This window comes from Rhizobium lusitanum (assembly GCF_014189535.1).
GTDB lineage: Bacteria > Pseudomonadota > Alphaproteobacteria > Rhizobiales > Rhizobiaceae > Rhizobium > Rhizobium lusitanum_C.
Map to the genome: position 1 here is coordinate 1396650 of NZ_CP050307.1, position 25050 is coordinate 1421699.

The window sequence follows — 25050 nt, forward strand, 5'->3', positions numbered from 1 at the left end:
GTCTATGACCGGTTCTTGCGTATCATTGTCGCCATCCGCAACTCAAATCATAGGAGGCGTCATATGCAAACTGCAACCGTATTTATGTGCGCCTCTGGCGGAATGTTCGTGATGGCTTTGGTCCGACCAATGCATCATCACGCTCTTCGGCGCTAATAGCCGATATTCCCTGCCTTTTTGGCGTTTTTCAATGAACCTGACGTGACCGGCTGATTGAGCGGGCGTGCGCATTTCTGCGTCCGCGATCCATCAACTTTGTCACCCGTAAGAGGACCTGGCTGCCTGGACGGCGCCGGGATGATAACGATGACAGATTCGCAATTACTGGTTGCCGACTCCTTGAGTGCGGCAGTGGACGAACTGTGCCAAAAATTCGGTGCCTGGAGGACGGCGCGCGCGCTGTTGTTCGCCGCCTGGAGGCGCCATCAAACGCACAGCACGGTCTCGGAGCTTTCAAACTACCAGCTACGGGATATCGGCCTTCCGGAGAGGGAGGATATGTTCGAACAGCCCAATTTCCTGTTTCGCAACATCCGACCCTTCGGCTAGATCGCCGACGCAAAGGGCGTTGGAGCTGGCTTCAAAAGCCGCTCCGACGCCTTTTTGACATGGCAAAATCTCAATCAGACAGTTGATTGAGCCAGAGCAAAGCTCTCGCGTCGAATGAGTCTACTCGGGATAACATGGCGCATCGCTGCTCCCCTTTCCGTCGCATCGATGCGCTCCATCAGTATATCGACGGCGGCTTGCCCCATCTCTTCGACCGGTTGCTCGATCGTTGACAGCGGCGGCGAGGAAAATTCGCAGACCGGTGAGCCATCGAACGAAACGACGGAGAGATCGCCGGGAATATTCAAGCCCATTCGCTGCACGCGGCTGACGAAAGAAATGGCCATATCGTCACTGGTTGCTATCACTGCGGTCGGCCTATTCGCCAACTGCGCGAAGTCGGCGGCCGCCTCAACACCGATCGCAAAACCCTCCTGATAATCGCGACGACCGCCCGATCGCGACATTGATTCTTCGGAGAGCCCCGCGGCACGAAGTGCCTCGAGCGCGCCGGCATAACGTTCCACGTCGTGATAATTGCCCTCCGGGCCGGCTATATAGAGAAAGCGTCTATGGCCTAGTCCGATCAACTCCTCCGTCACGTCCCGCATCGCCGCGCGGTCGTTCGTGACGACACTCGGCAAGCCGGCGTCGCTCATATCGAGCAGCATTGAGACGATCGGCAGGCCGGCATTGGCAAGAGACCGCCCGTCCACCTCCGGCAGCTTTGACGATAGGATGATGGCACCGCGTACGGTGCCGCTGAATGCCAGATCCAGGATGTGACGCTCCGACATTTCGTCACGATCAAGGTTGGCGATCATCAGATGGTAGCCGTTTTGGATCAAGGCCTTGTTGATGCTTTGCAGAACCTGCGGAATGATCTGGGACACGCCGTAATAGAGCGATCCCGGCAGGATGATCATGATGATATTGGACTTGCCGACCCTCAGATTGCGGGCCATGGCGTTCGGCGTATAGCCCAACTGCTTGGCGGCAGCATCGATCTTGAGGCGTGTCTTCTCGTTCACCCGTCCCGGATTGGCGAGCGCACGGCTGACCGTGGAGATCGCCACCCCCGCCAAGCGTGCAACGTCGGCCATCAAGGGTCCTGATTGCTCCTCCACGGGCATATCCTTGTTATTTTTCAATTTTTCGCTTTGCTCCCCGATGCCAGCCCTATTGAAGGATAAGATCAAGACTATAATCTTCTTAAGCGCAGTATTTTTCTTATATTATTCAATATGTTACAGCTACACCCAAATAGGCAGAGCGGATGATTTGCACTCGAGACACCACCAGGACACCACGGAATATGCGTTACGCAGGAGTTGCCCAAGCCTCTCACTGTTCTTGCGATATTCTGTCCGGCAACGAAACCACTTTTCTGTTTGCTTCTGCTTCCCAAACTCACACTGAATACCGGCGCACGTGGTAGCGGAGGTCCGTTCTGATCACAACAGCCGACAGCAGGAACGGACCGAAATCAGCTTGGGAACGTGGCAGATCGCATTAAAACGGGCAATCTCCAAGTATCTGAAAACAAAAGTGCCTATGCAGGCAAATACCGAAGGCACTCATGAGAACAAGCGGCAGATGGAGTAGCCCTGACTGCGTTCGGTTTCTAAAAATGCTACTGAAATTAACGGTCGCACTACCAAAAAACCGATCGCTAAAAACAACCCGAAATGACAAGTGGCCCAATCAGATCGGAGGCGACCCTCAAGCGTTTGGTGGCTTCGAAGCAGAACATCGACGATGCTGCAGTGCGCTACATGCGGGACAAATGGTAATACAGGGATGATCGAAGCCTATCTGACGAGGCTACTGTCAACACACCCAGAAGTATTTCCTACTATTTCCGCTACTGGAACCTTTGCCACGGCGAAGAGTTTTCCGATATGGAGGAAATTTATATGAGCAATAATTCGAATAGATCAAATCTAGATCTCAGAACAACGCCATATTCCCGCCGATCTTCTTGGGGCGTGTCGATCGCTATATTTGCGGTGCTTGCCGCCGCAGCACTGGCGTGGAACTTTTGGCCTTATGCAAACTCGCCTTACGCAAGCACACAGGAATCTAGAGTTCCAGTTGCTTACAAGACCACGACACAGCCACCGTCAATGCCGCCTGCGACGGCGCCTGCTCAGCAGTAGAGAAGGATAAAGCCCATGGCAAAACATAACGAACCGCCAGTCTTGAGCGCAACGGATGCGAAGCAAGCTGACAAGCGTGATACTAGCGCGTATGGGCGTGGTGCAAAAGCCGGCAACCAGAAGAACCCGGCAGAAGGCAACCCCTATCCCGAAGGCAGCGGCGCTGCCAAGTCGTTCGAACATGGACAACTGGACGCCCAGAAACTCAGAAGCAGCGACAAGCCACCGGGACGATAGACGCCAGCAGCCTGGTTCAAGTTTCAAATATCGAAATCTTTGGCTTCACCCGACTTGATCCGATGTCGGCGGACAAGTGTAGCTGTAACATCACCGATGTCGGCAAAACCCTATCGGCGGATTTCGTGGATGTCATCGTAACAGTTGCACCATCGAATTGAACGAAACTCGGTTCTGAACGTTGAGTTAGATTGGAGTGCAATTGCGAACAGCGCATCGTGCAAGTAAGCGCGATGGAGCTGATCAGGCGCTCCCCAGGAGACGCATATGGATATCACCACGCTTCTCATCATCGTTATTGTTGTTTTACTGATTGGCGGCGGCGGCTGGTTCGGCCGGGGGCGCTGGTACTAGAGGCGCCCTTTGCGGCATGGACAAATGCTCGCTGGTGACGAAGCTTCACACAGTAGTTGCCACTGCCTCGGGTCCATTAAGTTTACGATGCCCCTGCCATGTATCGCTTGTCCATCATCTTCGCCGTATGCGTATTTGCAACGTCGGTCGTAGCCGCGGACTTCAAACCGTACGAGAACGGCCGCTTCGGCTACGTGATCGACCTTCCATCGGACTTCAAAACGGTGCAGACGCCCGACAACGGGGACGGGATCGGTCTCGAGAGCGCCGACGGGACGGCGAAGCTATCGGTCTGGGGCAACTATGTGACGGAAGGCGGCTTCAGACAGGAGAGCGATCTTCGGAAGAAGTTCGAGACCGAGGACGGCTGGAAATTTAGCTACGAGAAGCGCGGCGCGTCATGGGCGAGCCTTTCAGGAACCAAGGGCGACCAGATCATATACATGCGGCAGATTGCGCTCTGCGATGACGCCATGGGGAACTTCACGCTCGAGTACCCCGCCGCGCAGCAAAAGCGGTTCGGGCGACTGGTGGACAGGATGGTGAAGACGCTTAAGGCACCGAAGCACTGCGACTGAGGGCCACCGGCTAAGTCACCGCCGAGCGTGCGGCATTGCGCGCCAGGATGTCGGCAAGTTCGTTGCCACCTGCCCCGGAATGCGCTTTGCACCATTCCACGACCACATGCGGATGCCGCTCCAGAAGGCCGTCGAGCTGCTGCCAGATTTCCATGTCCGGAATCGAACGGCGTCGCGCGTGCGAGTTCGGAGTGATCCGCTTCCAGCCGTTGGTGCGCCAGATGGCCCTCCATCGACGGCAGCCTTCTATGACGTGGGCGGCATCCGTCCAGAGCGTGACCGACCGCGCCGGGACCTCGGCAGCGATCCAGGCCATCGCGTTCAAAACAGCGAGGACTTCGAACGTGTTGTTCGATGTTCCGGCTCTCTTGCCGCAAGCGGCATATAACTGGCGGTCGCCTTCATAGACGACGAACGCCCATCCTCCGGAACTGTTGGCGGCATCAAAGGAGCCATCGGTGTAGGCGTGAAGCGCGTCGGTCATGTGGAGGGCATAGCATCGATAGGGAAGCCGCTAGGGAAAGAGTTCCAGGACTTTCGCAAACGGGTTCTTTCTCTCAGATTGTTGAATTCCATACGAAACTTCCCCCATTTGCCATTTCACGATCAGCCGTAGTTGGTTCAAAATTGTCAAGCATATCATGGGTTTGAATTCGCTTCGCAGGATCAGCGCCAAGCGAAAAAATGGGCCAAATCACGGTGGAATTCAACACAGCAGTTCTTATTCCGACCCCAGCTACTTTTACTCTTCTTTATATTTACCATGATTAAATAGGGGTGCAGCGCCTTCGCGTCGAGCATGACCGCTCCTTGTCTGCAGTTCCTTTGCCATAAGTAACAACGAGATATGCACCGCTGGCACACGTTCGCGACTATCGTCGAACGCGGGCCTCGCATGCATCAACGAGAGCGGCCCCCATGTCTTTTCTTCAGAATGCAAGAATAAGAACCAAAATTCTCTCAGTTCTCCTACCAATCTGTGTGGTGGGGGTTATCGGGATCGGAATGATGTCGCGCAACTACAAGAGCGCAGATAATGACTACTCCGACCTTCTGGCAAACGATGACGTTGCCAGCATTTCCATGGCACGCGCCAATCTGGAAATTACCTCGCTTAGCTACAATGCCTATCAAGTGCTTGCCTACGACTCCAAGTCACCTGAAATGGCAACCTTCGTCGCGAATTATGAGGACAGTAAGAAGCTTCTCTTTAGCGAATTCCAGAACGCAAAAGATCATGCCCAGGACATTGCGTCGACTGTTGACCCGTTGATCGACGCGGCAAAGTCTATCGTCGTCCTGACCGATGCGGCGGTGAAGGCAGGGCAAGTTGACGACAATGCGAAGGCGCTGTCGCTTCTGAAGGAAGCGGATGTCAAAATCGGCGCGGAAGTCAAAGATGTCAGGGCTTGGATCGAGAGCTCAATTCAACGCGTTCAGGTCCAAAGCGATGCTTTGACCGACAAGACGAACAATACGATCTTCTACACGCTGATAACGCTTGGCATTGTGTTCGCTGGCGCGATCTTGACTGGTCTTGTCGTCTCCGCCCGCGGCATTACCGCGCCCATCGAGAAGCTGCGTGGCCGCATGGCGTCGCTGGCCGAAGGAGAAACGGAAACTCCGGTCGACGGCTTGGAGCGCAAGGACGAAGTCGGCCAGATGGCCGCAGCCGTCGCAATCTTCCGCGACAACGCGATCGAGCGCATTCGTCTGGAGCATGACGCTGCTGCCAATCGTAGTCTCTCCGAACGGGAGCGGATGGAGCGCGAAGCGCACAAGGCCAAGGAGGCGGCGGATACCGAGTTTGCTGTCAAGGAACTTGCCGAAGGTTTGGCTCAGTTGTCGAATGGCAACGTGACCTATCGCATCAACACGCCCTTTGTCGCCCATCTCGATCAGCTGCGCAGCGACTTCAACGCCTCGATGGGCAAGCTCCACGAAACCTTGCGTGCCGTCGGTCAGAACGCCCGTGGCATCGATGCCGGTGCGAACGAGATCCGCTCAGCCGCCGACGACTTGTCCAAGCGCACCGAGCAACAAGCAGCCTCTGTCGAGGAGACAGCGGCTGCATTGGAGGAAATCACCACGACGGTGAAGGACTCGACGCGCCGCGCTGAGGAGGCTGGTCAACTCGTCGCTCGTGCCAAGGTTGGTGCGGAAAAGTCGGGCGCCGTTATGCGTGAAGCGGTCACGGCAATGGAAGGCATCGAGAAGTCGTCGAGCGAAATCTCCAACATCATCGGCGTTATCGACGAAATCGCCTTCCAGACGAATCTTCTGGCACTGAATGCCGGTGTCGAAGCTGCGCGTGCCGGAGATGCGGGCAAGGGCTTTGCAGTCGTTGCACAGGAAGTGCGCGAGCTTGCCCAGCGCTCCGCACATGCGGCCAAAGATATCAAGGCGCTGATCTCGACCTCGGGTGACCAGGTTCGCAGCGGTGTCGATCTTGTGGCGCGCACCGGCCAGTCGCTCAGCCAAATCGTTCAGGAAGTCGACGAAATCGACCAGAATGTGCGTGCAATCGTCGAGGCAGCGCGAGAGCAATCGACGGGACTTGCCGAAATCAACACAGCGGTCAACACCATCGACCAGGGAACGCAGCAGAATGCAGCGATGGTGGAGCAGTCGACGGCTGCAAGCCACAGCCTTGCCAAGGAAGTTGCCGCGATGAACGGTCTGCTCGCGCAGTTCAATACCGGCGAAATTCGCAGCCAGGGCCGCCCCGCCGCCGTCAGCGAACGCAATGCTCCGGTGGCATCGCCGGCACGCAATCTGCGCTCCAAGATTGCCGGCGCCTTCGGCAGTGGCGGCGGGGCGGCTGTTGCTGCGGCATCCAAGGACAGCTGGGAAGAGTTCTAAGCTGGCCAGCCAGATGGGAGCGACCGGGCTCGTCACCAACTTTTGGAAAGGCCGGAGCGCCGGCCATTTCTCGACATAATTATGCAGAGAATTGCTGAAATGCCGACCAGCCATCGGATGCAAATGGTGATGTCACATAAACTAGGTGTCAGTGATTCGAGCATAGAGATGGTTTGATGAAGAATTCGGCCGTCGGCTAGCCGTGGAGAAGTCTGACGCTTGGACGGCGGGTCACTGGCAATGTAGATTGCGGACGTAAGCCAAAAACAGTGATCTTGAAGGGAATTGAACCCCGCGCACCCCTATTCGATTTACGGCTGCATCGCGCAAATCGAACTATGGACCTTCAGACGATCTGCAACGGACCACCGTCGCGATGTCCGGCCTGAGAGACAGGTGACGCATTGTGTCGGGACATGGCCGCACCAGACCCACGGCCCCCAAACAGCGACTAAAATCACGTTGCCAAACCGGTGTCGTTCAAACATTAAAGTGCCAGGGAACAACATCGCGGATGTTGCCCTGCAAGTGGAGAAGACGATCCAAATATAGACTATTCGATGTTTGCGCTGCCGATAGTGACACTGGCACCTACGCCATCGCCCGTTTGCGGTTCGAGATGGATAGTGATGGCACGCGGCTGGCGGCAGGCCGGATCGTCGGGCAAGAGAAAGCTGAACCGCTGGGGTTGGGTTCCTGCTGACGCCGAAAACGCCTCGTCCGGGAAAATACCAAACCGGCCGATTTCTTGCGTATCGCCACCACAGTGCACCGAAACGACTGTTGTTACAGGCCCCGTTTTCGAAGGTTCGTAACCGCTGACGGTGACGACGATCCGCGTGCCGACATCAGCCGGCGCAGGATTTGTTGCACCGGAGATTGCTATCGTTGCCGGCTTGCCGACTGTCGCCTGCATGTCACCCTCATTGGCGTGGACCGGGCTGATGATACCCAACATTGAGAATGTTGCCGCCGCGCAGATCGCGATGAGCACCATAAGATGATAGCGCATCAATCTCTCCACCTCTCAGCCCGGTCCAAATCCTAGGCGGATACTATGGCTATTTCTAGCCTTGCAGGTTTCGCAGAGCCTGGCTTGCCTGCTCCCGCTCCGACTGGAACCAACTGCAGATTGATGTCTTCGCCGTCCGCATGCCCACCGCCATAGACCCGCTGGATCGCGTCCGTGAGATCAAGCACGAAGGATGGCGGCGGTCGGTGACCATGGGCGCCGCCATGATCGCCACTATGGTCGAGGACGGCGAAGGAGCCGACATAGTGGGGATCGGTAACCGGTGTATCCGCCTTGAGATCATGCTTGCCGAGGAAGACACGAACGCTCGTTGTCTTGGGATCGGTAATTTCGACATCGCGCAGGAACGCCAGGACGCGTGGAGCGGAAGCAGCCTGCTCCCGTGCGGCGCCAAAATCCATCGTCTCCATGCCGGAGGGCAAGGGAGGTTGACTGAAGATGCCCTGCAATGCACCGGCCGGGATCTTGATCGGCAAGGAAAGCGGCGCATTTCGCGTTGCTGCCTTGCTGTTTTCGACAAAGGCAGTCGTCAACCCCGCAACAGCGGCATCGGACGTCGTTGCTGCGATGACGGATGAAAGCTTGTCATCGAGAGCGAGTGTCTTGGCACTCGCGGTCGCAACCTTGAAGTAATTCCTGAAGCCATAGGTGTATCCAAGCTCTTCTGGAACATAAAGATCGGATACTTTCGGAGACCAGAAGCTGCCATCGACATTGTAGAAGTTCTCGTTGAACGGCATGTTGGTCCAGAGCGGATCGGCGCTGTTGGAATTGCGGAGATTCCACGTCGCCCAGATGCGGTCGATATTGGCGTGATGCATGAAAAATATCGGATCGCGCGGAGACGACGCGGTGGGCATATACCCGCCGATATTGTTGTGCACCTGATTATGCGGAGTGGCCTCCAATATGCCTTGCGTGCCGCCACCGCCGGTAATCCATGACGGATCGAGCGAATTCTGACCACGGGGACGGCTGGTCCCGAAGATTTCGTATGGTGTGGATGCCAATATGTTGTTGAGCACTGCTTGCCCGACGATGTTGTTTGGCATCGGCTGAGCGGGCGGCCAAGTGCGCGTCGCCACATAAAGAGGGTTCTCCTTGCCATCAGGTGTTTTTTGCATCGTGAACACTTCAGGCAGGTAAGGATTGGCCGTCCAATCCCAGAATGGCATGGCGAAATCATTGTTCTTGGTCACCTGCCGGACAATGCGCTCGTACATTGCCGTAAAGGCCCTATGCCATGGCAGGAAATACCAGTTGCCATGCGGGCAATATTTGAAACCGCTCGGGCTGCCGTGTATCTCCGAGAGCTTGACCCAGTTGAATTTCTCGCTGGCGGGCATGGCCTTGAGGATGCGCACCGCATCGCGATAGGTCGCAACGATCGGATCGTTCCAGGCCAATCCTTGAAGGGAACGCCGCCATGGAAGCGGCGATATCTGCGCGAGCGCCTTCATCCCCGGCAATCCGCTGGCGAGCAGGCCCGCTCCGATGACGCCACCCTGGACGATGACAGATCTGCGTGTGATGCTCATGTGACTCTCCCTTGGTTCGAAAAACGATTTACTTGAGGTCAGTGATGCGTCGCGTCCGATTGCTGGCCGGGCTCGGGCCGCAGCAGCCGGGCGCAATTTGCACCGCCGCCGCCATCGGGCAAATCGATGCAGACGTTCTGCATCATCCCCTGGTCCTCATGATCCAGGATGTGGCAATGCAGGACATATTCGCCGATGAAGCGCTCATATCGGGTGCGGATCTTGATCTTGTAGGTCGACGAGGCGAGCTTGTCCGGGAAGTCGGCCGGATTGCTGATCAGGCTCTTGACCCAGAGTGTATCCTTCCAGACACCCTTCAGACCGGGATATTGTGGATCGATCGTGCCGCCGCCATTGTCGACGGCTCCGGGCGCGCTGACGTCGACGCCGTTCGGATCGAGGATCTCCACGATCTGAAAAGGATTGACGTGAATGTGAAACGGATGGCCGACGAAGGCCGATTGCAAGGTCCATTCCTCGACACCGCCCAGCGGCAGGGCACGGTCGACATAGTTGGGGTCGTAAGAGCGTGGCTTGAACGTCGCGGGGTCGAAATTCTTCGGGTCGAACGATTTGTTGCCCACTTCGAACTTTGCGACCTCACCGCTGAGATCGATGAAGAAGACCAGTTCCTGCGTCCCGGTGATTTCGTCGTCACCGACATCCGGGTGGGGCACGAAGCGGGTCAGCTTCAGGCCGTCCTTGAGATCGGCTATGACGGCGGACTTGACATCGGCGGGCATTGTCCGCTCGGCGGCCGCAACGAGCGCATCGGTCAGCGCCGTGTCGATATTATTGACCGGAGACCCGGCCGCGACCGACACGGTGGCAAGCAGTTGGCGATCCTGAGCCGCGCGCGTCACGCTTGCCGTGCCGGGAAGCGGCTCGTTGACGACGCAATAATCGCCGGCAGCCGGGAACATGACGAGCGCATCGAAGCGGTATCCCGGTTGCAGCGTCGCAGTGAGGGTGGAGCGGGCCGTGGATGTCGTGAGCCCGTCCGCCGCCGCGATGTGGTATGGGATCGGCTCCCCGACGCAGTTCTGCCTTACATAGTCGGCCGCCGCCTCAGCGGTAGTCGCCCTGTAGACTGGAGCACCCGCCCGACGTGGACGAAAGGCAACAGTGAGCGTTTCGCGTACACCACCATGGATCATGCGCCAGCGTTCGACCTGGCCTACCTTTGAGGAGAAACGCGGCTGAACCAGCCCATTGATGGTCGTATAGCGCCCGGATTGTCCCCATGTCGGCGGGCCGAATTGGTCGTAATTGCGGATCTCGCCGACATCGCCCGGATCGCAGATCCAGGCGACGACCTTGCCATCCACCACTCTCGTCTTGATCTTGCCGTCCGCATCGAAGCAGGCATACTGGATCTGCTGGAACACCAGCAGCTGCTCCTGCATCGGCTGGCCGTCTGCATCCTTTAGCAAGGCGTCGAGATCGCCATTGGCATTTTGTGTCGGCACCCGATCGCCACGCACGATCAGTGCTCCAGCCATGCCGCTGGAAACCTGGAGCGCGGTCGACCCGTGCCGATGCGAATGATACCAGAACGTGCCGGCGGGATGCTCGTCCGGCAGGTCGTAGAAATAGGTGAAACTCTTGCCGGGATTGACCGAGATCAGGACATTGTCGCTGTTGCCGGTCGGGCTTACCCAAAGACCATGCGAGTGCAGGTTCGTCCCGTTGAAGCAATGCGGCTGGTTCATGTCGCCATGCCCGGCGCAACTGTCATCCGGGGGAAGCTCGTTGTGGAGCGCGACTGTGATCCTCTCCCCCGGCGCGGCCTCGATGACCGGCGCCACGTAGGGCGCCTTCGGATCGACGCCGGCGCCCGTATAGCCGCGGAGATTGACCTTGTCGACGCGGCCCGTCGCCGGATTATAGATACCGTTTTCGATGAACTTGACCGTCAGGTCGAGTTGCCGCCTGCCTGATGACGTAACCGGCGCCTGCGCTTTCCTTAATCGGCTCATCGGCGCCTGGCCGGGTCGCGTTTCCTCCAGGACCGGAGGATTGGAGAAACGTGGTTCCGCCTGCTGGCCGAAAGCCGACATCGGCAGCATGCATGCTGCAAGTCCCGCTGAAATCGCCAGGCCGTTCCGCCAGATTGTCCCGATCGCCATCCTGTTCACCGACATGCTGCGCCTCTCCCAATCGGTCAAAAAATCCGTGAAATTCCCGGCACGAAGCCGATGCAATTGTCTCTGCTTCGCGCTTGCCCGCCCTGTTTCGAAGGTTGATGCGGACAAGCGACCGGCATCTATGCTGGGATGAAATGCGCCCAGACGGTCACGTCTGCTTGACGGCGATGAACGAAGCGACGTACCCGGCCGGGGAACCGTTATGCGGTTTTGCGCGCAATACCGATCCGACAAAAGCCGGGACCTGGTCGACACCCTTGGGCCAGGTAAAGGCGTCGGTGCCGTGATAGTCGTATTCCCAACCCGCCGTCGGTGTTCCCGACCGCCCGGTGCCGGTCAGCATGAAGGCAATTCGAACGTCTCCGCCATCGACCGGCACCACCGGGCCGCTGAGATCGAGAACGTAGCCGGACCCCATATCGAGCGTCCCGCTCACTTGTCCGTTCAATACCGCAAGCGCGAATATGCCTTCGCCAAAGATGTTTTGGAGTGCTTTTTGAGCGTCGTCTCCAACGAGCGCGGCATCGTTTCGATAGCTTCTATAGGTCCAGCGTCCCTGCAACTGAAATGACATGTAAAATCCCCCAATTCTACTGTGGCCATAGACTTCGTCCGCGTTAAGACGCGTTCGTTACATCAGAAAACCGCAACCATGCGGCACTGTGAGATGTCGAGATTCAAAATCGGCAACGACAAGAACACCATGTGTTCTTACAATTAGAGAATGTATCTCAGAGCAATTGAACCAGCAAGTGGTTATATGCAAATATTCAAATATATTGTGAGGTCGCGTTGCGGAGCAGCTGGTTTGGAGACGCTATTGCCTTAAGCTCACATTCACAGGCTGTTGATTATCGAATTACGTTGACCCCCTTTTCCACTTTGTCATGCTCCTGTGCCAGAGGAGGAAGGCAAAATATTCCAAACGATTGGAAGTATATACATGCGTCACTGCGAAACGGGCAATTGGATCACTTTCGACAGGAGTATCTCATCTGCGGATCAAGCCGCCGCGTAAGGGATCTTTGTTGTTTCCTCAGCGAGACGCGCTTCGCCTGGATGCAGAAACTCTAGATGGCTCAAAGGAACATCAGGCCTCAACGGGTTTTGAAAGCCGCGTTCGAGCTGGAGCGTACTACCTTGCATCGAATAGAGACTGTGATGGCGCAGCAGGCCGGATACCGACGGGGTTGCCTGAATAGGCACTATCACTTCGTTATCGAGATATGAAGAAGCAGCAAGCGTATTGACATCCCAGCCAGTGGAAATCAGAAGATTTACCAGATTCGGGTGGGTCTCGACGATTAACGAGGCAATGCCGGCGGCGAGACAAAACTCCATCACCCCCGTCATCAAGACATGCGCGGCTGGTAGCCCATTGATCAGAATGTCGCCTTCAGCGACGACACAGCGAGTCCACTCGAAAATGCCTGGTCCACACGGCCACTTTCCTCCATGCATGATCTCGGGATAGACGTGTGAGAGGAGATGCGGCTCTGCCGTCGGCAGCAGTCGCGAATAGCCCACGACCTCCCCTTCCCTAATAAGCGCCAGATGCAAGGCTTGCTGATGATCGAACTGATCGATTTCGCGGCCATCTTCTCGACGGAGCGCATGCCAACCAAGGCGTTCGACGAACTGTTCGTGCCGAAAGCGCCAAATTTTCTCCATGGCATCTTGATTTGATGCTGAGTGACCGATGAAAATCCTAATCATTTTCACACCTAATTTTGGACAAAAGGTGCAACATATTTTTCGTCGCTTAAATGAGTAAATTTACTCAAAATCTAACGAAGAATGCCTGCGCGATAGCTCTCTGCGATCATCTGGGCAGCGTTGACGACGTTGAGCTTGCGTTGGACATTCGATATTTCGTTTTGAATGGTTCTATGCGAGCGTCCAAGGATACTAGCAACCTCCACAGCCGTTTTCCCTGCTGCGCACCATTGGATGATTTCACGCTCACGCGCTGTTACTCGCAGTGCGCTCGTGTTGCGCACATGCGCTTTTTGCACGGTCAATCCACGCAAAGCGTTATGGGCGTAAATCGCCAAAACATGCAGTGTTCCGCGCGCGGGTTTTGAAAGATCTACTTTGTCCGCGCCAAAGGTGACAATTGCCTGAGATCCACCGGCGGTGTGTAGCGGAACACTATACCCATCGTTTATCGTGAATTCCTTGGCTTCATTCATGATACGGCGCGCACAGCGCCCAAGTTCCTGATTGCGCAACGCTTCGGACCACACAAAGGCAGAATCCTGCATCCTGCATAGATTGATGACAGGATCCGCGTGAACGTAGTTGTTTGACAAATAATGCTCAAACCATTCCGCGGGCCACGCATTCAGCATAAAATAGGAATCGATACGCTCACTCGGCGACGGAATTCCTGATATCGCAAAGCAATTGAAGCCAAAATGATGAGCTGCTTTGGCCAGCGAGTTCAGTATATCTTCCCTAGACGTCGCTCCTGCGGTCTCCGATAGGAAATCGAACATGACGTTCGCTGATGCCAAAGCTTCACTGTCCATTCTTTCCTCCGGAAGTTTAACATTAGCTACAGAGCAACCACGTCGACACACCTACCGCCAGCATAATTTCAGAAATGTCTAATTATCATACAACTTACCATAGGTAGAGTAAAGGAATACAATAACTCGCGCTTTATCACCGTGATGTGCGGAAAAGCGCATCAAGAATGATGGGTTTTCACCGCATAGAATTGCGTTGAAATCTGCTCTCAACGCAGGGTCCTATCCCATCGTTTTGATCTTCAATAACGAGGATCCTAAATCATATCGGGCATGCAGCTTATAATTGCTTCGATGGAAGAAAGCTTTCGGTTAGGTCAGCAAAAAGCCAACCGCATCTCCAGCCCGCCAACATGGGACAGCTGTAACTTTAATCTCGCGAGGCAGAATATCGTTGCAGCGATGACATCGATATGGCGGTGATTGTTTCCTGAGAAGGTGAGTAAATTTGCTCATTTACTACGATGAACCAGGACTATAAATGACTAACACAAGAATATGATTTAGATATACATAAAACACTCAAGGCATACAATCCTTAAGGCGGAAATATGTCTTGAGTGTTGCTGAATTTCTCCCTGAATACTTCATTCCCCGGCGAGACATACCTGAGCCCAAAGCCGGTAGAGAATGCAATTTGCCACGCGTTGATAGCCACATTTGAATCTCAACCGGCACGAAGCAACGTCCTGGTGTCGAAGGGAGGGTTTGGGCCATGTCGTCCATCGCAAGATATAACGGTGAATATGATCCCGCCGTGGTCGTCAGCGGTGCGATCGGTCCATACGCTGCCGTTTGTGGAGGGACAGTCGGAAACGGCGCGTCCGGAACCGGCTATGTGACGGGGTTGAAACTCGCTGTGGGAATTACGTCTGCGGCTGGGCTGGATGAAGGCACATGTAGGATCGTGTCCGGGGACAGATGCCGTGTTGCCGGCACCTATATCGGTCAAACAAATTTTTTGATCGCAACCTCCTACACTGGACTCGACGGCGTTATCTGGGGCCTCGATGTCGTCGCCGAACCTTCCATAAACAATACTGTTCCACAGCCATTATTTTTGCAAAATCAGCCGGACGGCCCGCCAATTCCGGTCCTACCGATTGAACCGTTGCTGCAAGCCAGCCGTCAACTCCTCGGTACGCGTGAATCCCGAGATGGCCAGGTACAGGAACAGCGCTTTCCACCACTTCCAGGATTGCAGCTGGTCGCAGCCTACAAATCCGGGGCGGGTTATGGGCCGGGTTGGATCTGGTCGGCATTAGCATTGGCGGTCCTGGTCGATCGGAGCAGCGGCTCGAGTCTCTTCAACGAAGATGGGGGCATGTTTGGAGATGCGCAAACCAAGGAAGCCGATGTGCGGTCCTTCCTGATGCAAACCCTTCATTGCGTGGGTAACAGCATCGTTGCGTGTGGTCAGAACCACAACGTCCGCTACGGCCGGATCTTCGCCGGCGCAAAGGCACTCTATGTCCCCGAGGGCTATTATGGCTGCGCGATTGCCTGCGGCCCGTACCTGACGTTGGCGCAACGAACAATTCCCCCTGGATGGTCTGCGGCGCAACTTGCCAACGCAGACAGACCGGAATGGGAGACAGCGCTTGGGCTTGTTCCGTTGGCTCGCTCGCCGCCGATCTATCTGCCATCAGGAGAGGTCATACCTGGTGGGACAAGGATTGTCTCGATGGGGTGTGCGCCAGACGCTTGAGCATTTGCCGGTCATGCAAACGGTCCATTCAATTGGCTTTCGCAGTGCAGTGAACCACCAACCTGGGAGTATGTCATGACAGTCACAATCAAACGCAAGGCAAAATTCGCAGTGATTTCAACAGCTCAGCTGCGCGCCATCAGCCCTCTTTCCGATGAGGATGTTATCAACGCACAGAGCCATGTCTCGAAGGAGATGATCGCGGCACTCGAAGAAATGGTGAACGCCGCAAAGGCCGGCCGAATAAAGGGCGACGAAGTATTGGCCTTCGGCGCCGTTGCATGGGCGGGTGCCGCGGTCTAACGGCGGAAACCAGAAACGAAATCGATCAGGCACATTGCATCGGCAGCGCCGGCTATCCCACAAACGATCTGAAGCACTGCGAAAGCGTGGTCAGGTTCGGCGTCAGGCAGGAAAATGTGTCTGATTTTACTCTACGAGTGTGCGATGAAACGTTCCGAACTTCTTTTGCCACCCACAACCAGGCAGGATTCCCGGATCTGGCTGAACCAGCCACATGGGACGATCGGGGCTGCCCCGTTGGAAACCATAATCGGTCAATTCGGGCGACATAAAACTCTGACACCGAAAACGTTCCACTGCCGTAGTCTGAACGGTGATCTTTCCACCTTCGCCACGGCAATCCGCCTGCTCGAAAAGCTCTGCGAGGAACCGGCAATCGGTGTGCTTTCCGGCCAGTTGGGTAGGCTGATCGATGGTATGCGTAAGGCGTGCGCTGAAGAAGCACATCTCGATTCCGCAGCGGGCCTGGAAGGCGCAATCCAGAAAAACGGCGATGCACTGGCAGCATTGCGGCGGATCAGCCGCGAAAGCATGGTCAGCAGCAATCTCATCGATCAGGCCGCGCGCTGCGTTCTCGCAGCACTTGACGCGGCAGGTTACACACATGTGGTGATATCGAGTGCTGAGATCATCGATCGACCGAGCTTGAAGCTGTTTGCCAGAGCCTGTCTGCTGACCCCTGAAAATAGCAGGTTGGTTTGGATCTGGACGGCGACCGCTTCGAACTCTTGGAAAACGCACCCGGGTTTGGAGTTCGGGATGCTGCCGGTCTGCGCCCGTGAAAACTTCATGGAGGCCATAAAGTCCGTCTTGCAGCCCCTTGAACTGGATGCTCCGCAAGGTTCCCACGAGGTCGGCACTGCTCTCAAGACCCATATTGCGCAGCGAGGGGTCGGTGGCGCGACCGGCTGGCTGGCCAATCTCAACTACGATGCCTGCGCGCATTGGGCTGCGGCCCAGGCCGATCCCGGCGTTGACGACTGCCGCCTCATCGCTCTGCTTATGGTCAACCTTGGTCTTTACGACGATGCCGTCGATATCCTGCAGCGCGCTATTGCCATCTGCAGTCAAGCGACACTGCGTTGCCATCTCTGGTATGTAAGCGGCCTCATCTGGTCAAAGCGCCTATATAATGTCGCGCGCTCGAATGCTTGTTTTGACATGGGCGATGCGGCGTTAGAGAGCGTTGCTGCCGGAGACGGTGGCGACCCCCACATGGAACGCGCGTGGGTTCAGAACGGCCGTGCGATGAACGCAATCCTCGCCGCGCGACTGGCTCATAAGCCCATTTCGACTGCCTTCCCGATTGCCTTCAGCCATCTGACGCGAGCGTTTGATCTTGTGCGTGACGGAGGTACCCGGGACCGCGTCTATCTGCGCTTCAATCTGCTCGGCAACATGAGCAACCTGATGGAGATCGGCGGAAACTACGCAGTCGCACTGGACCTGCTGAACAGAACCTTTGACGAATCCCTGGCGCGTGGAGCCGAGAACGAACGGGAGTGGATCGCACAGCAGAGATGCATGCGTGCAGCGCTGATGGCGCGAGCAGGCGACGCCGCTGCGGCCATTCCAATCTTTGCCGAAGCGCGGGAACTAATGCAGCAGTTCGATCGGCCGATCAGCGCCGAAGCGCTCGGCCGGTCGCAGGCAAAAGCGCTCTATCAGAGCGGCGCCTACGGCGAAGCGCGAGAGCTGTTTTCGACTTGCCTGGACGAAGCGCGCGCACTGCGCAGCCGGCTTGGCGTGCAGACACATGTCATTGGACTTGCGGCTTGCGAGATTTCGCTCGGTCGGGAGAAAACAGCTCTTTCACTGCTTCGCACGATCGGAGAGCTGGAAGACGTCTGGGCCTTGCCGCCAGCCGCCCTTGCATCTGCAGATCTGAGTGGCCTGCGGATCCAGGACGCATACTATGGGCTATCGTTGAGTATTCCCGAAGTCGATCTCGAAGACATGGCGCCGGCCAGTATCGCCGGAGCGCTACGCGGACGGCAAACCGAAGTGGACGCAGTCAGGGCGTTGAAGAAATGAGCGATCGATCCAAGAAGCCACAACTTCGGTGCCTTATCATTGGTACCGGACAGATCGGAACCTTCGCCGTGCGCAGTTTTACGCAGGCAGGCTGGGTCGTCACCGCCGCCGACCTCGCCCCCAATATCGGCTATATCAGAAGATTCGGGCGCGCGGATTGCCCCATCCATAGTGTGGACGTGACCGATGCCGGGATGGTTCGCGCGCTTTTCGATCATGCCGGTGTGTGTGATGCCGTGGTCTTCGCCGCCGGCTTGACGGGGCAGCGAACCCAGACAGATCCTTCATTGGCGACCGATATTCTCCTAAAAGGGACCGAATCCATTGCAGCGGCAATGCGCGCAACGGGCATTCCCAGGCTCGTCGGCGTTAGCAGCCTTGCCGTTTATGCCACCGGTCGGAATTCTTCCGAGCCACTCTGCGAAGCCGAAAACCCGACCGGTCAGGTCGGCGTCTACGGCTCCGTCATTCGACGCATGGAGGCGGCAATGATCGCGTTGGAGGGACTGTCGGTCGGCCTCGCAAGGGCGGCCGGAGTTTACGGCCCCAACCGTTATGGACACGGCAGCCAATCCTCCCAACTGATCGAAAGGCTCCTCTACAGTGCCGCCTTGAAACAACCGATAAACCTTCAGGGTTACTGGCAAGACTGCGACGATTTCATCTATGCGCGCGATCTGGGGGACGCCCTTGAAGGGCTAGCAAGGCCTGGTCATCCCGAGGGTTGCGAAATCATCAATGTCGGAACCGGAACGACGGCGAGCCTGCGGGAACTGATTGAGGCGATTGAGCAGTCAATCGGACCGATCGATGTCAATCTTGTCGCCCCTGATCCGCCACGCGCTCCGTTGGCTCGCCCGCCTTTGGACACTGCAAGGATGCTCAAGCGCATCGGCCCTCCGAAATTTACGCTCAAGGAAGCCATGCGCGACTTTGCACGTGAGGTTGATCTTTTAATCGCACAGGAGGCGTGACCATATGCAAACCAATCCCGATCTGTTGGCGATTTGCGCATCGTTGAAGCCCGCGCCAGGACGAATGGAACCATCGGCTTGCCGGGAAATATTGAGAGCCGCGACCACCTATCTCTCCCGTGTCGTCCCCAATATCGAAACCCTGGATCTGCGCGATGCGGCATTGCCCGGTTTTGAGGGCTTGGCCCCGGCGCATCACTACGATCCGGCGGTCATGCGCGTTCACCAACGCATCCGCGCAGCGTCCGGATTGATCTTCTCTATTCCCGCCTATTGGGGTGGGGTTGGCGGTGCTTTCAAGACATTTGTCGAACTCGTCTGCGGACCAAGCTACGAAAATGCATCATCATCGCCCTTTCAAGGCAAGCCCGCAGTCGTTCTGCTTGTCGGGTCCGATCCGTTTTCAGCCGAGAGCGGAACTGCGCAGCTGGAAAATATCTTCGAGGCGATCGGCGTGCACCTAATCTGCGAGCTTGTGGTCGTGCCCAATCCGGCAGCAACGGGTGCGTCCGATGCGGCCATTCATGCGCTGATCGGCGCGTCCGCCCAACTCGCGCAGCATATTATCAAAGTGGAAGAGGGCGCATGAACGCTCTCACGCAACGGGATGTCGGGGTCATCATAGATGCATCCTTTGCTGTCCTGACATCATGCGGCATCTTGAAAGGGCCGGTCTCTTCTTTCGAACCCGACCTCTACGAGCGTGCGCAAGGACGAATCGAGCCGCATTTCGAGGTCCCGCAAACAACAATAAGCCCCTTGATGCGGCGGTTCCTGTTTCACTTCGCCCACGTGACACGGCCACAATTCATCTATGGCGCCGGCACCTATGTCGGTTTTGCATTTGCCTGGCTCATCAGTGGCAGGCAGGCGCGCGATGGCGACTTCAACGCAAGGGGTGTCGACTGCGATGAAGCGGCAACCATCATCGCTCGGCGCAACATGCTCAGGCTGGAGGCGACTGGAGCTCTCGATATTCGCATTGCGGATGCTCTGATTGATCTGAAAGCAAGGCGCGATCCGATTGATCTGCTGTTCATCGATGTCGACGCTGCCGACACGCGCAAATCTCTGTATACGGATATACTCGAATGCGCGAAGCCTCTTCTAAAGTCGGGAGCGCTGATCCTGGCCCATGATCCGCTGGTTCCGGCCTTCAGGAACGATTTTGAACGGTTCTTTGCCTATATTGAAGAGCAGGATTGCTTTGGCCCCAACTGCGTCCTGCCACTGGACGACTGCGGCATCAGCGCAACGGTGGTGCGATGAAGACCTTGCATGACTTGTCGCTCGGCACGCTGGACCCCTCTTACTGCCAAGCGGACGGAAGCAGCAATAGCGCCTATGCGCCGCGTCAGGGCTTGCCTGTTCTGACTCAGCTATTGGCGGCTCGTTTTGCGGTAGAACCCTCCGAAGTTCTCGTTACCGCCGGAGCATCGATGGGCCTGACCTGTGCTTTCCTCACCTGCCCCACCGCCCGACCGATACTGCTCCCTTCACCCGGTTTTCCGGCCTATGAGGCGGTTCTACGCCTTCTTGGAAGGGACATAATCTCCTACAACGTCGACCACGACTGGGAAGCGAATGTCTTGCAGGCGATCGAGCAAGGGGCGCCAGCCGCAGTCCTCTTGAATTCTCCTGGCAATCCATTGGGAAACGTCATCGCGGACGAGCAACGCCGAAGGGTGTGTGACATGGCGCGGGCTTGCGATGTGGCTCTCATCCTGGACGAAACCTATGCAGGTCTTGAATTTTTTGGGTCGGCGTCGACCGGCCCCCTTCTGGGACCAGCCGAAGGCGTCATCCGCATTGGCAGCTTCTCGAAGCGCTTCGCCCAACCGGGTCTGCGCATCGGGTATGTGATCGCGGATCCGAAAACCTGCCGCCAGATGACCGATATCAATTGGGTTATCGCCATGTCGCCGTGCGTTTCCTCGCAGTTGGCGGCGACCGATCTGCTGATGGCTGAAATCAAGGATCCGGCTCGGATCAAAAACACGGCCGGCGAGCTTGAAGCCTCCGCGAAGCTGGCCATAGCAACGCTTGCGACCCATGGGATTGCCGTTTCGATACCGAAAGGTGGTCCTCTCCTCTGGATTGAACTGCCGGGCACCCAGGGTGCCGGCGCACAGCTGGTTGCCTATTGCATCGAGCACGCAGGGGTAGTCGTGAGCCCCGGAAACGCTTTCCGACACCACGGACCGCCCGCCATTCGCTGCAGCTATGCGATCGCAAGACACTATATCCCTGCCGTCTTTGATCGTCTTGGTGCGGCACTTGCAAGATGGAAGAGCGAGAATAGCGATTGAACACATTTTCCGATGGTCGGTAGAGGTCGAACCATGACACATTCTCAAACCGTGCTCTTCCTGACGGGCAGTTTGCGCAGGCCGTCCCACAGTTGCGGACTTTGTCATTCCGTTGCCACCACTCTTGGGAATTTCGGCATGACGGTCACGATGTTCGACCAGCGTGACGTGACGCTGCCATTGCATGATTCTGTTTGGCACAAGGCCCCAGAGCAAAACCCCGATCCAGGCGTTCGAAAGCTCGTGCAACTGGCAGAGCAGGCAGATGCTTTCGTTCTTGCCAGCCCCATCTATCACAATGGGCCGAGCGGGGTTCTCAAGAACGCACTTGATCATCTGGCGATCGAGCATTTTGCCTATAAGCCGATTGGCCTAATCAGCCACGGCGGAAACCGAACGAGCCAGGCCGTCGATCAGATGCGCATATGGGGCCGCGGCTTGCTCGGACATGCAATCGCGACGCAGATCTGCACCCAGAACAGCGATTTTGAGCCCCACGATACCGATGATCCCCGTATCTCCAATCCGGATATCTCCGCACGGATTGAGAGATTTTGCCGCGAACTGAGCGTTATGGCCAAAACGCTTGCGATCGCACGGACAGCCCTGATCGAATGAGGGGATCAAGAAGACAACGTGCCTATCACCTGACTTTCGCGGGCATTGATAGCAGTGACGACCCCGGCAGAGATTTCGTCCCAGGTCAGCCAGCGCTTCCGTCCAGCCTCCCATTTCGCGCCGAGGGTAACGGTTATCAGACGCGCCCGCCCTCGCATTTCGAATGGTGGATCCTGTCTCGTTCCAATGTCTTGTAAGGCTTGACTGCCGCGCACTTGGACGATCAGGCAGGGTCGATGAGATAGCGCAACGAGGAGCCGTTGAGCGGCTTCCGCCCCACTGCCATGGATCCAGATGACCGCAAGCTGCGCGCTTTCAAACCTGGGCATTTCAACAATGGTGCTAACAAAAGGCAATGGATCACGCCAGTCGAGGTCAAGAGCTTCAACATTGTTGTATCTGCAGAGTGTAGAAGAAGACGCGTTGCGGGAGACGAGGATTACCCTGCCGGATCTCCCCACCACCCATTCAGCAGCAGCCGTCAGCATTCCGGTCGTCCCAATGAGCAAGCTAGCATCGAACTCGATTTTCTTCATGATTGGTCCCACTCGTGGCTCATCCTGGCGAGCACGCCATCCAATATATGTGAGGTTGGGCAACAGGGTGAGTGTCCAAGGTGCTGGGTCGACTGATTTTGTGGGTTCGCATGCCGAAGAAGGCCACACTGACATTATTAGCAAATGCTAGCATTCATTACTGAAAGTCAGGCCATTCAGATCTTCGCGTTGTTGACCGCCTCGATAGGACGAACCTCGGACCCGTCATTCCCTCGAACCAACGAGCTTCCGGCAACCGCCGCACATGGTGGTCTTGAAGGGATTCGAACGCTCGAGCCACACAATGCTTCGACGACAAAGGAAATAAATAGCGAGCTTTGCGATCAACTGCGGGCTCTGCACCGACAGCTGGAAGCAAACGAGCCACGACCAAAGGCCTAAACCTTGCCCTTTTACTTTGCCCGAACCGTAAGAACCTACCGGTGTCCGGCGAAAACGACGCTCGCGTCACTGACGGTCGCAACATGGGAATAGGCGGCTTGGCTGGCAGCGGTCGCATCCGCGCGCATGATCGCGGTCACAATGATCTCATGCTCGCTGAATGACTTGGCAAGGCGACCCGGTAGCCGAAACTGGGCGCGACGGAAGGGAGCCAGCCTGGCGCGGGTCTGCGTCACCAGCTCGAAAATATGATCGTTGTGAGCGCCGTGATAGAGTTGGCTGTGGAACTCGGTGTTGTAGGTGGCGTAGTCCTCCTCGGCGCCAGTGCGCACGAGTTGCGCCGACGCACGATGGTCGAGCTCCAGGTTGCGGCGCTCTTCAACCGTCATTCGCTCGGCGGACAGGCGCGCGCAGATTGCCTCAAGCTCGGCCATCGCCTCGAACATCGAATGCAAATAGGTGCCGCTGACGTTCGTTACCACGGCGCTGCGGTTCGGCTCGCGTCCGACCAGGCCCATGGCGCCAAGCTCGCGCAACGCCTCCCGCACCGGCGTGCGCGACACCTCGAAACGGCCCGCCAACGATATTTCGTCGAGCTTCTCCCCCGGCAGAAGCGCGCCTGTTACAATCATGTCCGCAATGGAGCGCACCATCTGCTCGACGGTCGTTCCGGCTCTGATCACTTCTCTGCGCTTGATCTGCTTCAACGGGGCGAATCTGCCTTTCAATCTTGCATACAGATTTATGCCGGCGGTCCTCAAAGTCAATCTTTGAATTATATCTATGTTTTCAAATGATATTTATCCCCGCTATATCGATTCTGAAACGAGAATACGGCTTAGCATCCCTTTTTATGGCTTAAAAAATAAGCAACTGTCTTCGCAAAGCCAATTTTACGGCATTAATGTGCATACACTTTCTACACGGCGTTTTCACCTCGCAATTTATATCATGAAAATCAATATCTTATAATCTGGCACGGTGATTGCATACACTTTTCTGCAACCCTTATTCCGAACCGGCTTCCGCCCCAAGGAGCATGCCCATGACCAGCCTCCTTTCCATGAATCGCCGCAATTTTCTCCGCACCTCCGCAGCCGGTGCTCTTGTCAGCACCGTCCCGGGCCTCCTGTCCTCCCGCGCCTTTGCCCAGAGCACGCTCACCGTCGGCTTCATCTATGTCGGACCCAAGGACGATTATGGCTATAACCAGTCCCATGCCGAGGGCGCGGCTGTCGTCAAGAAGATCTCCGGCGTGACTGTCGTCGAGGAAGAGAACGTCCCCGAGACTGTCGACGTCCAGAAGACGATGGAATCGATGATCAATCTCGATGGAGCGTCACTGCTGTTTCCGACATCCTTCGGCTATTTCGATCCCCATATGCTCGCGATGGCTGCGAAATATCCCGATGTGCAGTTCCGCCATTGCGGCGGCCTCTGGCAGGCCGGTAAGCATCCGGCCAATACCGGCTCCTATTTCGGCTATATCTTCCAAGGCCAGTATCTGAACGGCGTCACGGCCGGCTATGCGACGAAGAGCAAGAAGATCGGCTTTGTCGCCGCCAAGCCCATCCCGCAGGTTCTGCAGAACATCAACGCGTTCCTCCTCGGCGCCCGCTCGGTCGACCCTGCCATCACCTGCCAGGTGATCTTCACGGGCGAGTGGTCGCTGGCCGTCAAGGAAGCCGAGGCCACCAACGCACTCATCGACCAGGGTGCGGATGTCATCACTTGCCACGTTGACAGCCCGAAGGTGGTGGTCGAGACCGCCGCCGGCCGCGGCGCTTTCGTCTGCGGTTATCATGCAAACCAGAGCCCGCTTGCGCCGGCCAAATATCTGACGGGCGCCGAGTGGGCCTGGGGGAATGTCTATTCGGACTTCGTCAAGAAGGCACAGGCCGGCGAGAAGCTCGGCAATTTCGTGCGCGGCGGCCTGAAGGACGGGTTCGTCAAGATGAGTCCGCTCGGCCCCGGCGTTTCCGATGAATCCCGCAAGAAATTCGAGGCGACGCTGGCCCAGATGAAGGCCGGCAGCTTCTCGGTCTTCAAGGGCGCGCTCAAGGACAACAAGGGCAATGTCGTCATCGCGGCGGACAAGAGCTACGCCGAAGATGCGATCGAGCTCGAGAGCATGAGCTATCTGGTCGAGGGTGTCGTCGGATCAACAGCCTGATCGCA

Annotated in this window: 23 protein-coding genes; 13 read left to right on the plus strand and 10 right to left on the minus strand. The window is 56.7% G+C overall.

Annotated elements, in window-relative coordinates; all coding sequences use genetic code 11:
* The first annotated feature begins 306 nt into the window (after positions 1 to 306).
* Positions 307 to 549: a DUF1127 domain-containing protein gene (locus HB780_RS09465; RefSeq protein WP_183687169.1), complete on the plus strand. Its 243-nt coding sequence runs from the start codon at positions 307 to 309 to the stop codon at positions 547 to 549.
* 74 nt (positions 550 to 623) lie between these two features.
* Here the strand turns inward: HB780_RS09465 and HB780_RS09470 are convergent, their stop codons facing one another.
* Positions 624 to 1700 (minus strand): LacI family DNA-binding transcriptional regulator, encoded by a 1077-nt coding sequence (locus tag HB780_RS09470; protein WP_183687171.1) that lies wholly within the window; start codon positions 1698 to 1700, stop codon positions 624 to 626.
* A gap of 1023 nt (positions 1701 to 2723) precedes the next feature.
* On the opposite strand from HB780_RS09470, the gene HB780_RS09475 reads away from it, so the two are divergent.
* Complete coding sequence (locus tag HB780_RS09475; protein ID WP_183687173.1) at positions 2724 to 2945, plus strand: hypothetical protein; 222 nt, start codon at positions 2724 to 2726, stop codon at positions 2943 to 2945.
* Positions 2946 to 3397: 452 nt separating this feature from the next.
* Positions 3398 to 3877, plus strand: a complete 480-nt coding sequence (locus tag HB780_RS09480; protein ID WP_183687175.1) for a hypothetical protein — start codon at positions 3398 to 3400, stop codon at positions 3875 to 3877.
* 10 nt (positions 3878 to 3887) lie between these two features.
* Here HB780_RS09480 and HB780_RS09485 read toward each other — a convergent pair whose 3' ends face one another.
* Positions 3888 to 4361, minus strand: coding sequence for a ribonuclease H family protein (locus HB780_RS09485; protein WP_183687176.1), 474 nt, complete (start codon positions 4359 to 4361; stop codon positions 3888 to 3890).
* Between the two features lie 434 nt (positions 4362 to 4795).
* On the opposite strand from HB780_RS09485, the gene HB780_RS09490 reads away from it, so the two are divergent.
* Entirely contained in the window at positions 4796 to 6739 is a 1944-nt protein-coding gene (locus HB780_RS09490; protein WP_183687178.1) for a methyl-accepting chemotaxis protein, read from the plus strand.
* Between the two features lie 553 nt (positions 6740 to 7292).
* On the opposite strand, the gene HB780_RS09495 is transcribed toward HB780_RS09490, so the two are convergent.
* The 6 genes from HB780_RS09495 to HB780_RS09520 all read right to left on the minus strand — a co-directional run bounded on the left by HB780_RS09495 (position 7293) and on the right by HB780_RS09520 (position 13988).
* Complete coding sequence (locus tag HB780_RS09495) at positions 7293 to 7751, minus strand: hypothetical protein (RefSeq protein WP_183689667.1); 459 nt, start codon at positions 7749 to 7751, stop codon at positions 7293 to 7295.
* Positions 7752 to 7783: 32 nt separating this feature from the next.
* Positions 7784 to 9310: a tyrosinase family protein gene (locus HB780_RS09500; protein WP_183687180.1), complete on the minus strand. Its 1527-nt coding sequence runs from the start codon at positions 9308 to 9310 to the stop codon at positions 7784 to 7786.
* A gap of 38 nt (positions 9311 to 9348) precedes the next feature.
* Positions 9349 to 11454: a multicopper oxidase family protein gene (locus tag HB780_RS09505; protein WP_286202900.1), complete on the minus strand. Its 2106-nt coding sequence runs from the start codon at positions 11452 to 11454 to the stop codon at positions 9349 to 9351.
* A 151-nt stretch (positions 11455 to 11605) separates the two neighbouring features.
* Complete coding sequence (locus HB780_RS09510; RefSeq protein WP_183687182.1) at positions 11606 to 12031, minus strand: hypothetical protein; 426 nt, start codon at positions 12029 to 12031, stop codon at positions 11606 to 11608.
* Positions 12032 to 12459: 428 nt separating this feature from the next.
* The gene (locus tag HB780_RS09515) at positions 12460 to 13173 is read right to left on the minus strand and encodes an acyl-homoserine-lactone synthase (protein ID WP_183687184.1); all 714 of its coding nucleotides are present in this window, start codon (positions 13171 to 13173) and stop codon (positions 12460 to 12462) included.
* Positions 13174 to 13244: 71 nt separating this feature from the next.
* Positions 13245 to 13988 carry a helix-turn-helix transcriptional regulator gene (locus HB780_RS09520; RefSeq protein WP_183687186.1) on the minus strand — a complete coding sequence of 248 codons (744 nt, stop codon included), beginning with the start codon at positions 13986 to 13988 and terminating at the stop codon, positions 13245 to 13247.
* Between the two features lie 715 nt (positions 13989 to 14703).
* On the opposite strand from HB780_RS09520, the gene HB780_RS09525 reads away from it, so the two are divergent.
* The 8 genes from HB780_RS09525 to HB780_RS09560 all read left to right on the plus strand — a co-directional run bounded on the left by HB780_RS09525 (position 14704) and on the right by HB780_RS09560 (position 21934).
* Positions 14704 to 15696, plus strand: coding sequence for a histidine decarboxylase, pyruvoyl type (locus HB780_RS09525; RefSeq protein WP_183687187.1), 993 nt, complete (start codon positions 14704 to 14706; stop codon positions 15694 to 15696).
* Positions 15697 to 15771: 75 nt separating this feature from the next.
* A complete protein-coding gene (locus HB780_RS09530) occupies positions 15772 to 15999 on the plus strand; it encodes a hypothetical protein (protein WP_183687189.1) in 228 nt (75 codons plus the stop codon).
* A gap of 144 nt (positions 16000 to 16143) precedes the next feature.
* Positions 16144 to 18033 (plus strand): hypothetical protein, encoded by a 1890-nt coding sequence (locus tag HB780_RS09535; protein WP_183687191.1) that lies wholly within the window; start codon positions 16144 to 16146, stop codon positions 18031 to 18033.
* Positions 18034 to 18101: 68 nt separating this feature from the next.
* Complete coding sequence (locus HB780_RS09540) at positions 18102 to 19007, plus strand: NAD-dependent epimerase/dehydratase family protein (protein WP_183687193.1); 906 nt, start codon at positions 18102 to 18104, stop codon at positions 19005 to 19007.
* 4 nt (positions 19008 to 19011) lie between these two features.
* Positions 19012 to 19596, plus strand: coding sequence for an NAD(P)H-dependent oxidoreductase (locus HB780_RS09545; RefSeq protein ID WP_183687195.1), 585 nt, complete (start codon positions 19012 to 19014; stop codon positions 19594 to 19596).
* Positions 19593 to 20276 (plus strand): class I SAM-dependent methyltransferase, encoded by a 684-nt coding sequence (locus HB780_RS09550; protein WP_183687197.1) that lies wholly within the window; start codon positions 19593 to 19595, stop codon positions 20274 to 20276. The genes HB780_RS09545 and HB780_RS09550 overlap by 4 nt, the downstream gene beginning before the upstream one ends.
* Positions 20273 to 21316 (plus strand): pyridoxal phosphate-dependent aminotransferase, encoded by a 1044-nt coding sequence (locus HB780_RS09555; RefSeq protein WP_183687199.1) that lies wholly within the window; start codon positions 20273 to 20275, stop codon positions 21314 to 21316. Before HB780_RS09550 ends, HB780_RS09555 begins: the two co-directional genes overlap by 4 nt.
* Positions 21317 to 21349: 33 nt before the next feature.
* Positions 21350 to 21934 carry an NADPH-dependent FMN reductase gene (locus HB780_RS09560; protein ID WP_183687201.1) on the plus strand — a complete coding sequence of 195 codons (585 nt, stop codon included), beginning with the start codon at positions 21350 to 21352 and terminating at the stop codon, positions 21932 to 21934.
* Between the two features lie 5 nt (positions 21935 to 21939).
* On the opposite strand, the gene HB780_RS09565 is transcribed toward HB780_RS09560, so the two are convergent.
* Positions 21940 to 22470 (minus strand): Rossmann-fold NAD(P)-binding domain-containing protein, encoded by a 531-nt coding sequence (locus HB780_RS09565; RefSeq protein WP_183687203.1) that lies wholly within the window; start codon positions 22468 to 22470, stop codon positions 21940 to 21942.
* A gap of 437 nt (positions 22471 to 22907) precedes the next feature.
* Positions 22908 to 23579, minus strand: a complete 672-nt coding sequence (locus HB780_RS09570) for a GntR family transcriptional regulator (RefSeq protein ID WP_183687205.1) — start codon at positions 23577 to 23579, stop codon at positions 22908 to 22910.
* Between the two features lie 338 nt (positions 23580 to 23917).
* On the opposite strand from HB780_RS09570, the gene HB780_RS09575 reads away from it, so the two are divergent.
* Entirely contained in the window at positions 23918 to 25045 is a 1128-nt protein-coding gene (locus HB780_RS09575) for a BMP family ABC transporter substrate-binding protein (protein ID WP_183687207.1), read from the plus strand.
* The last annotated feature ends 5 nt before the right edge of the window (positions 25046 to 25050 follow it).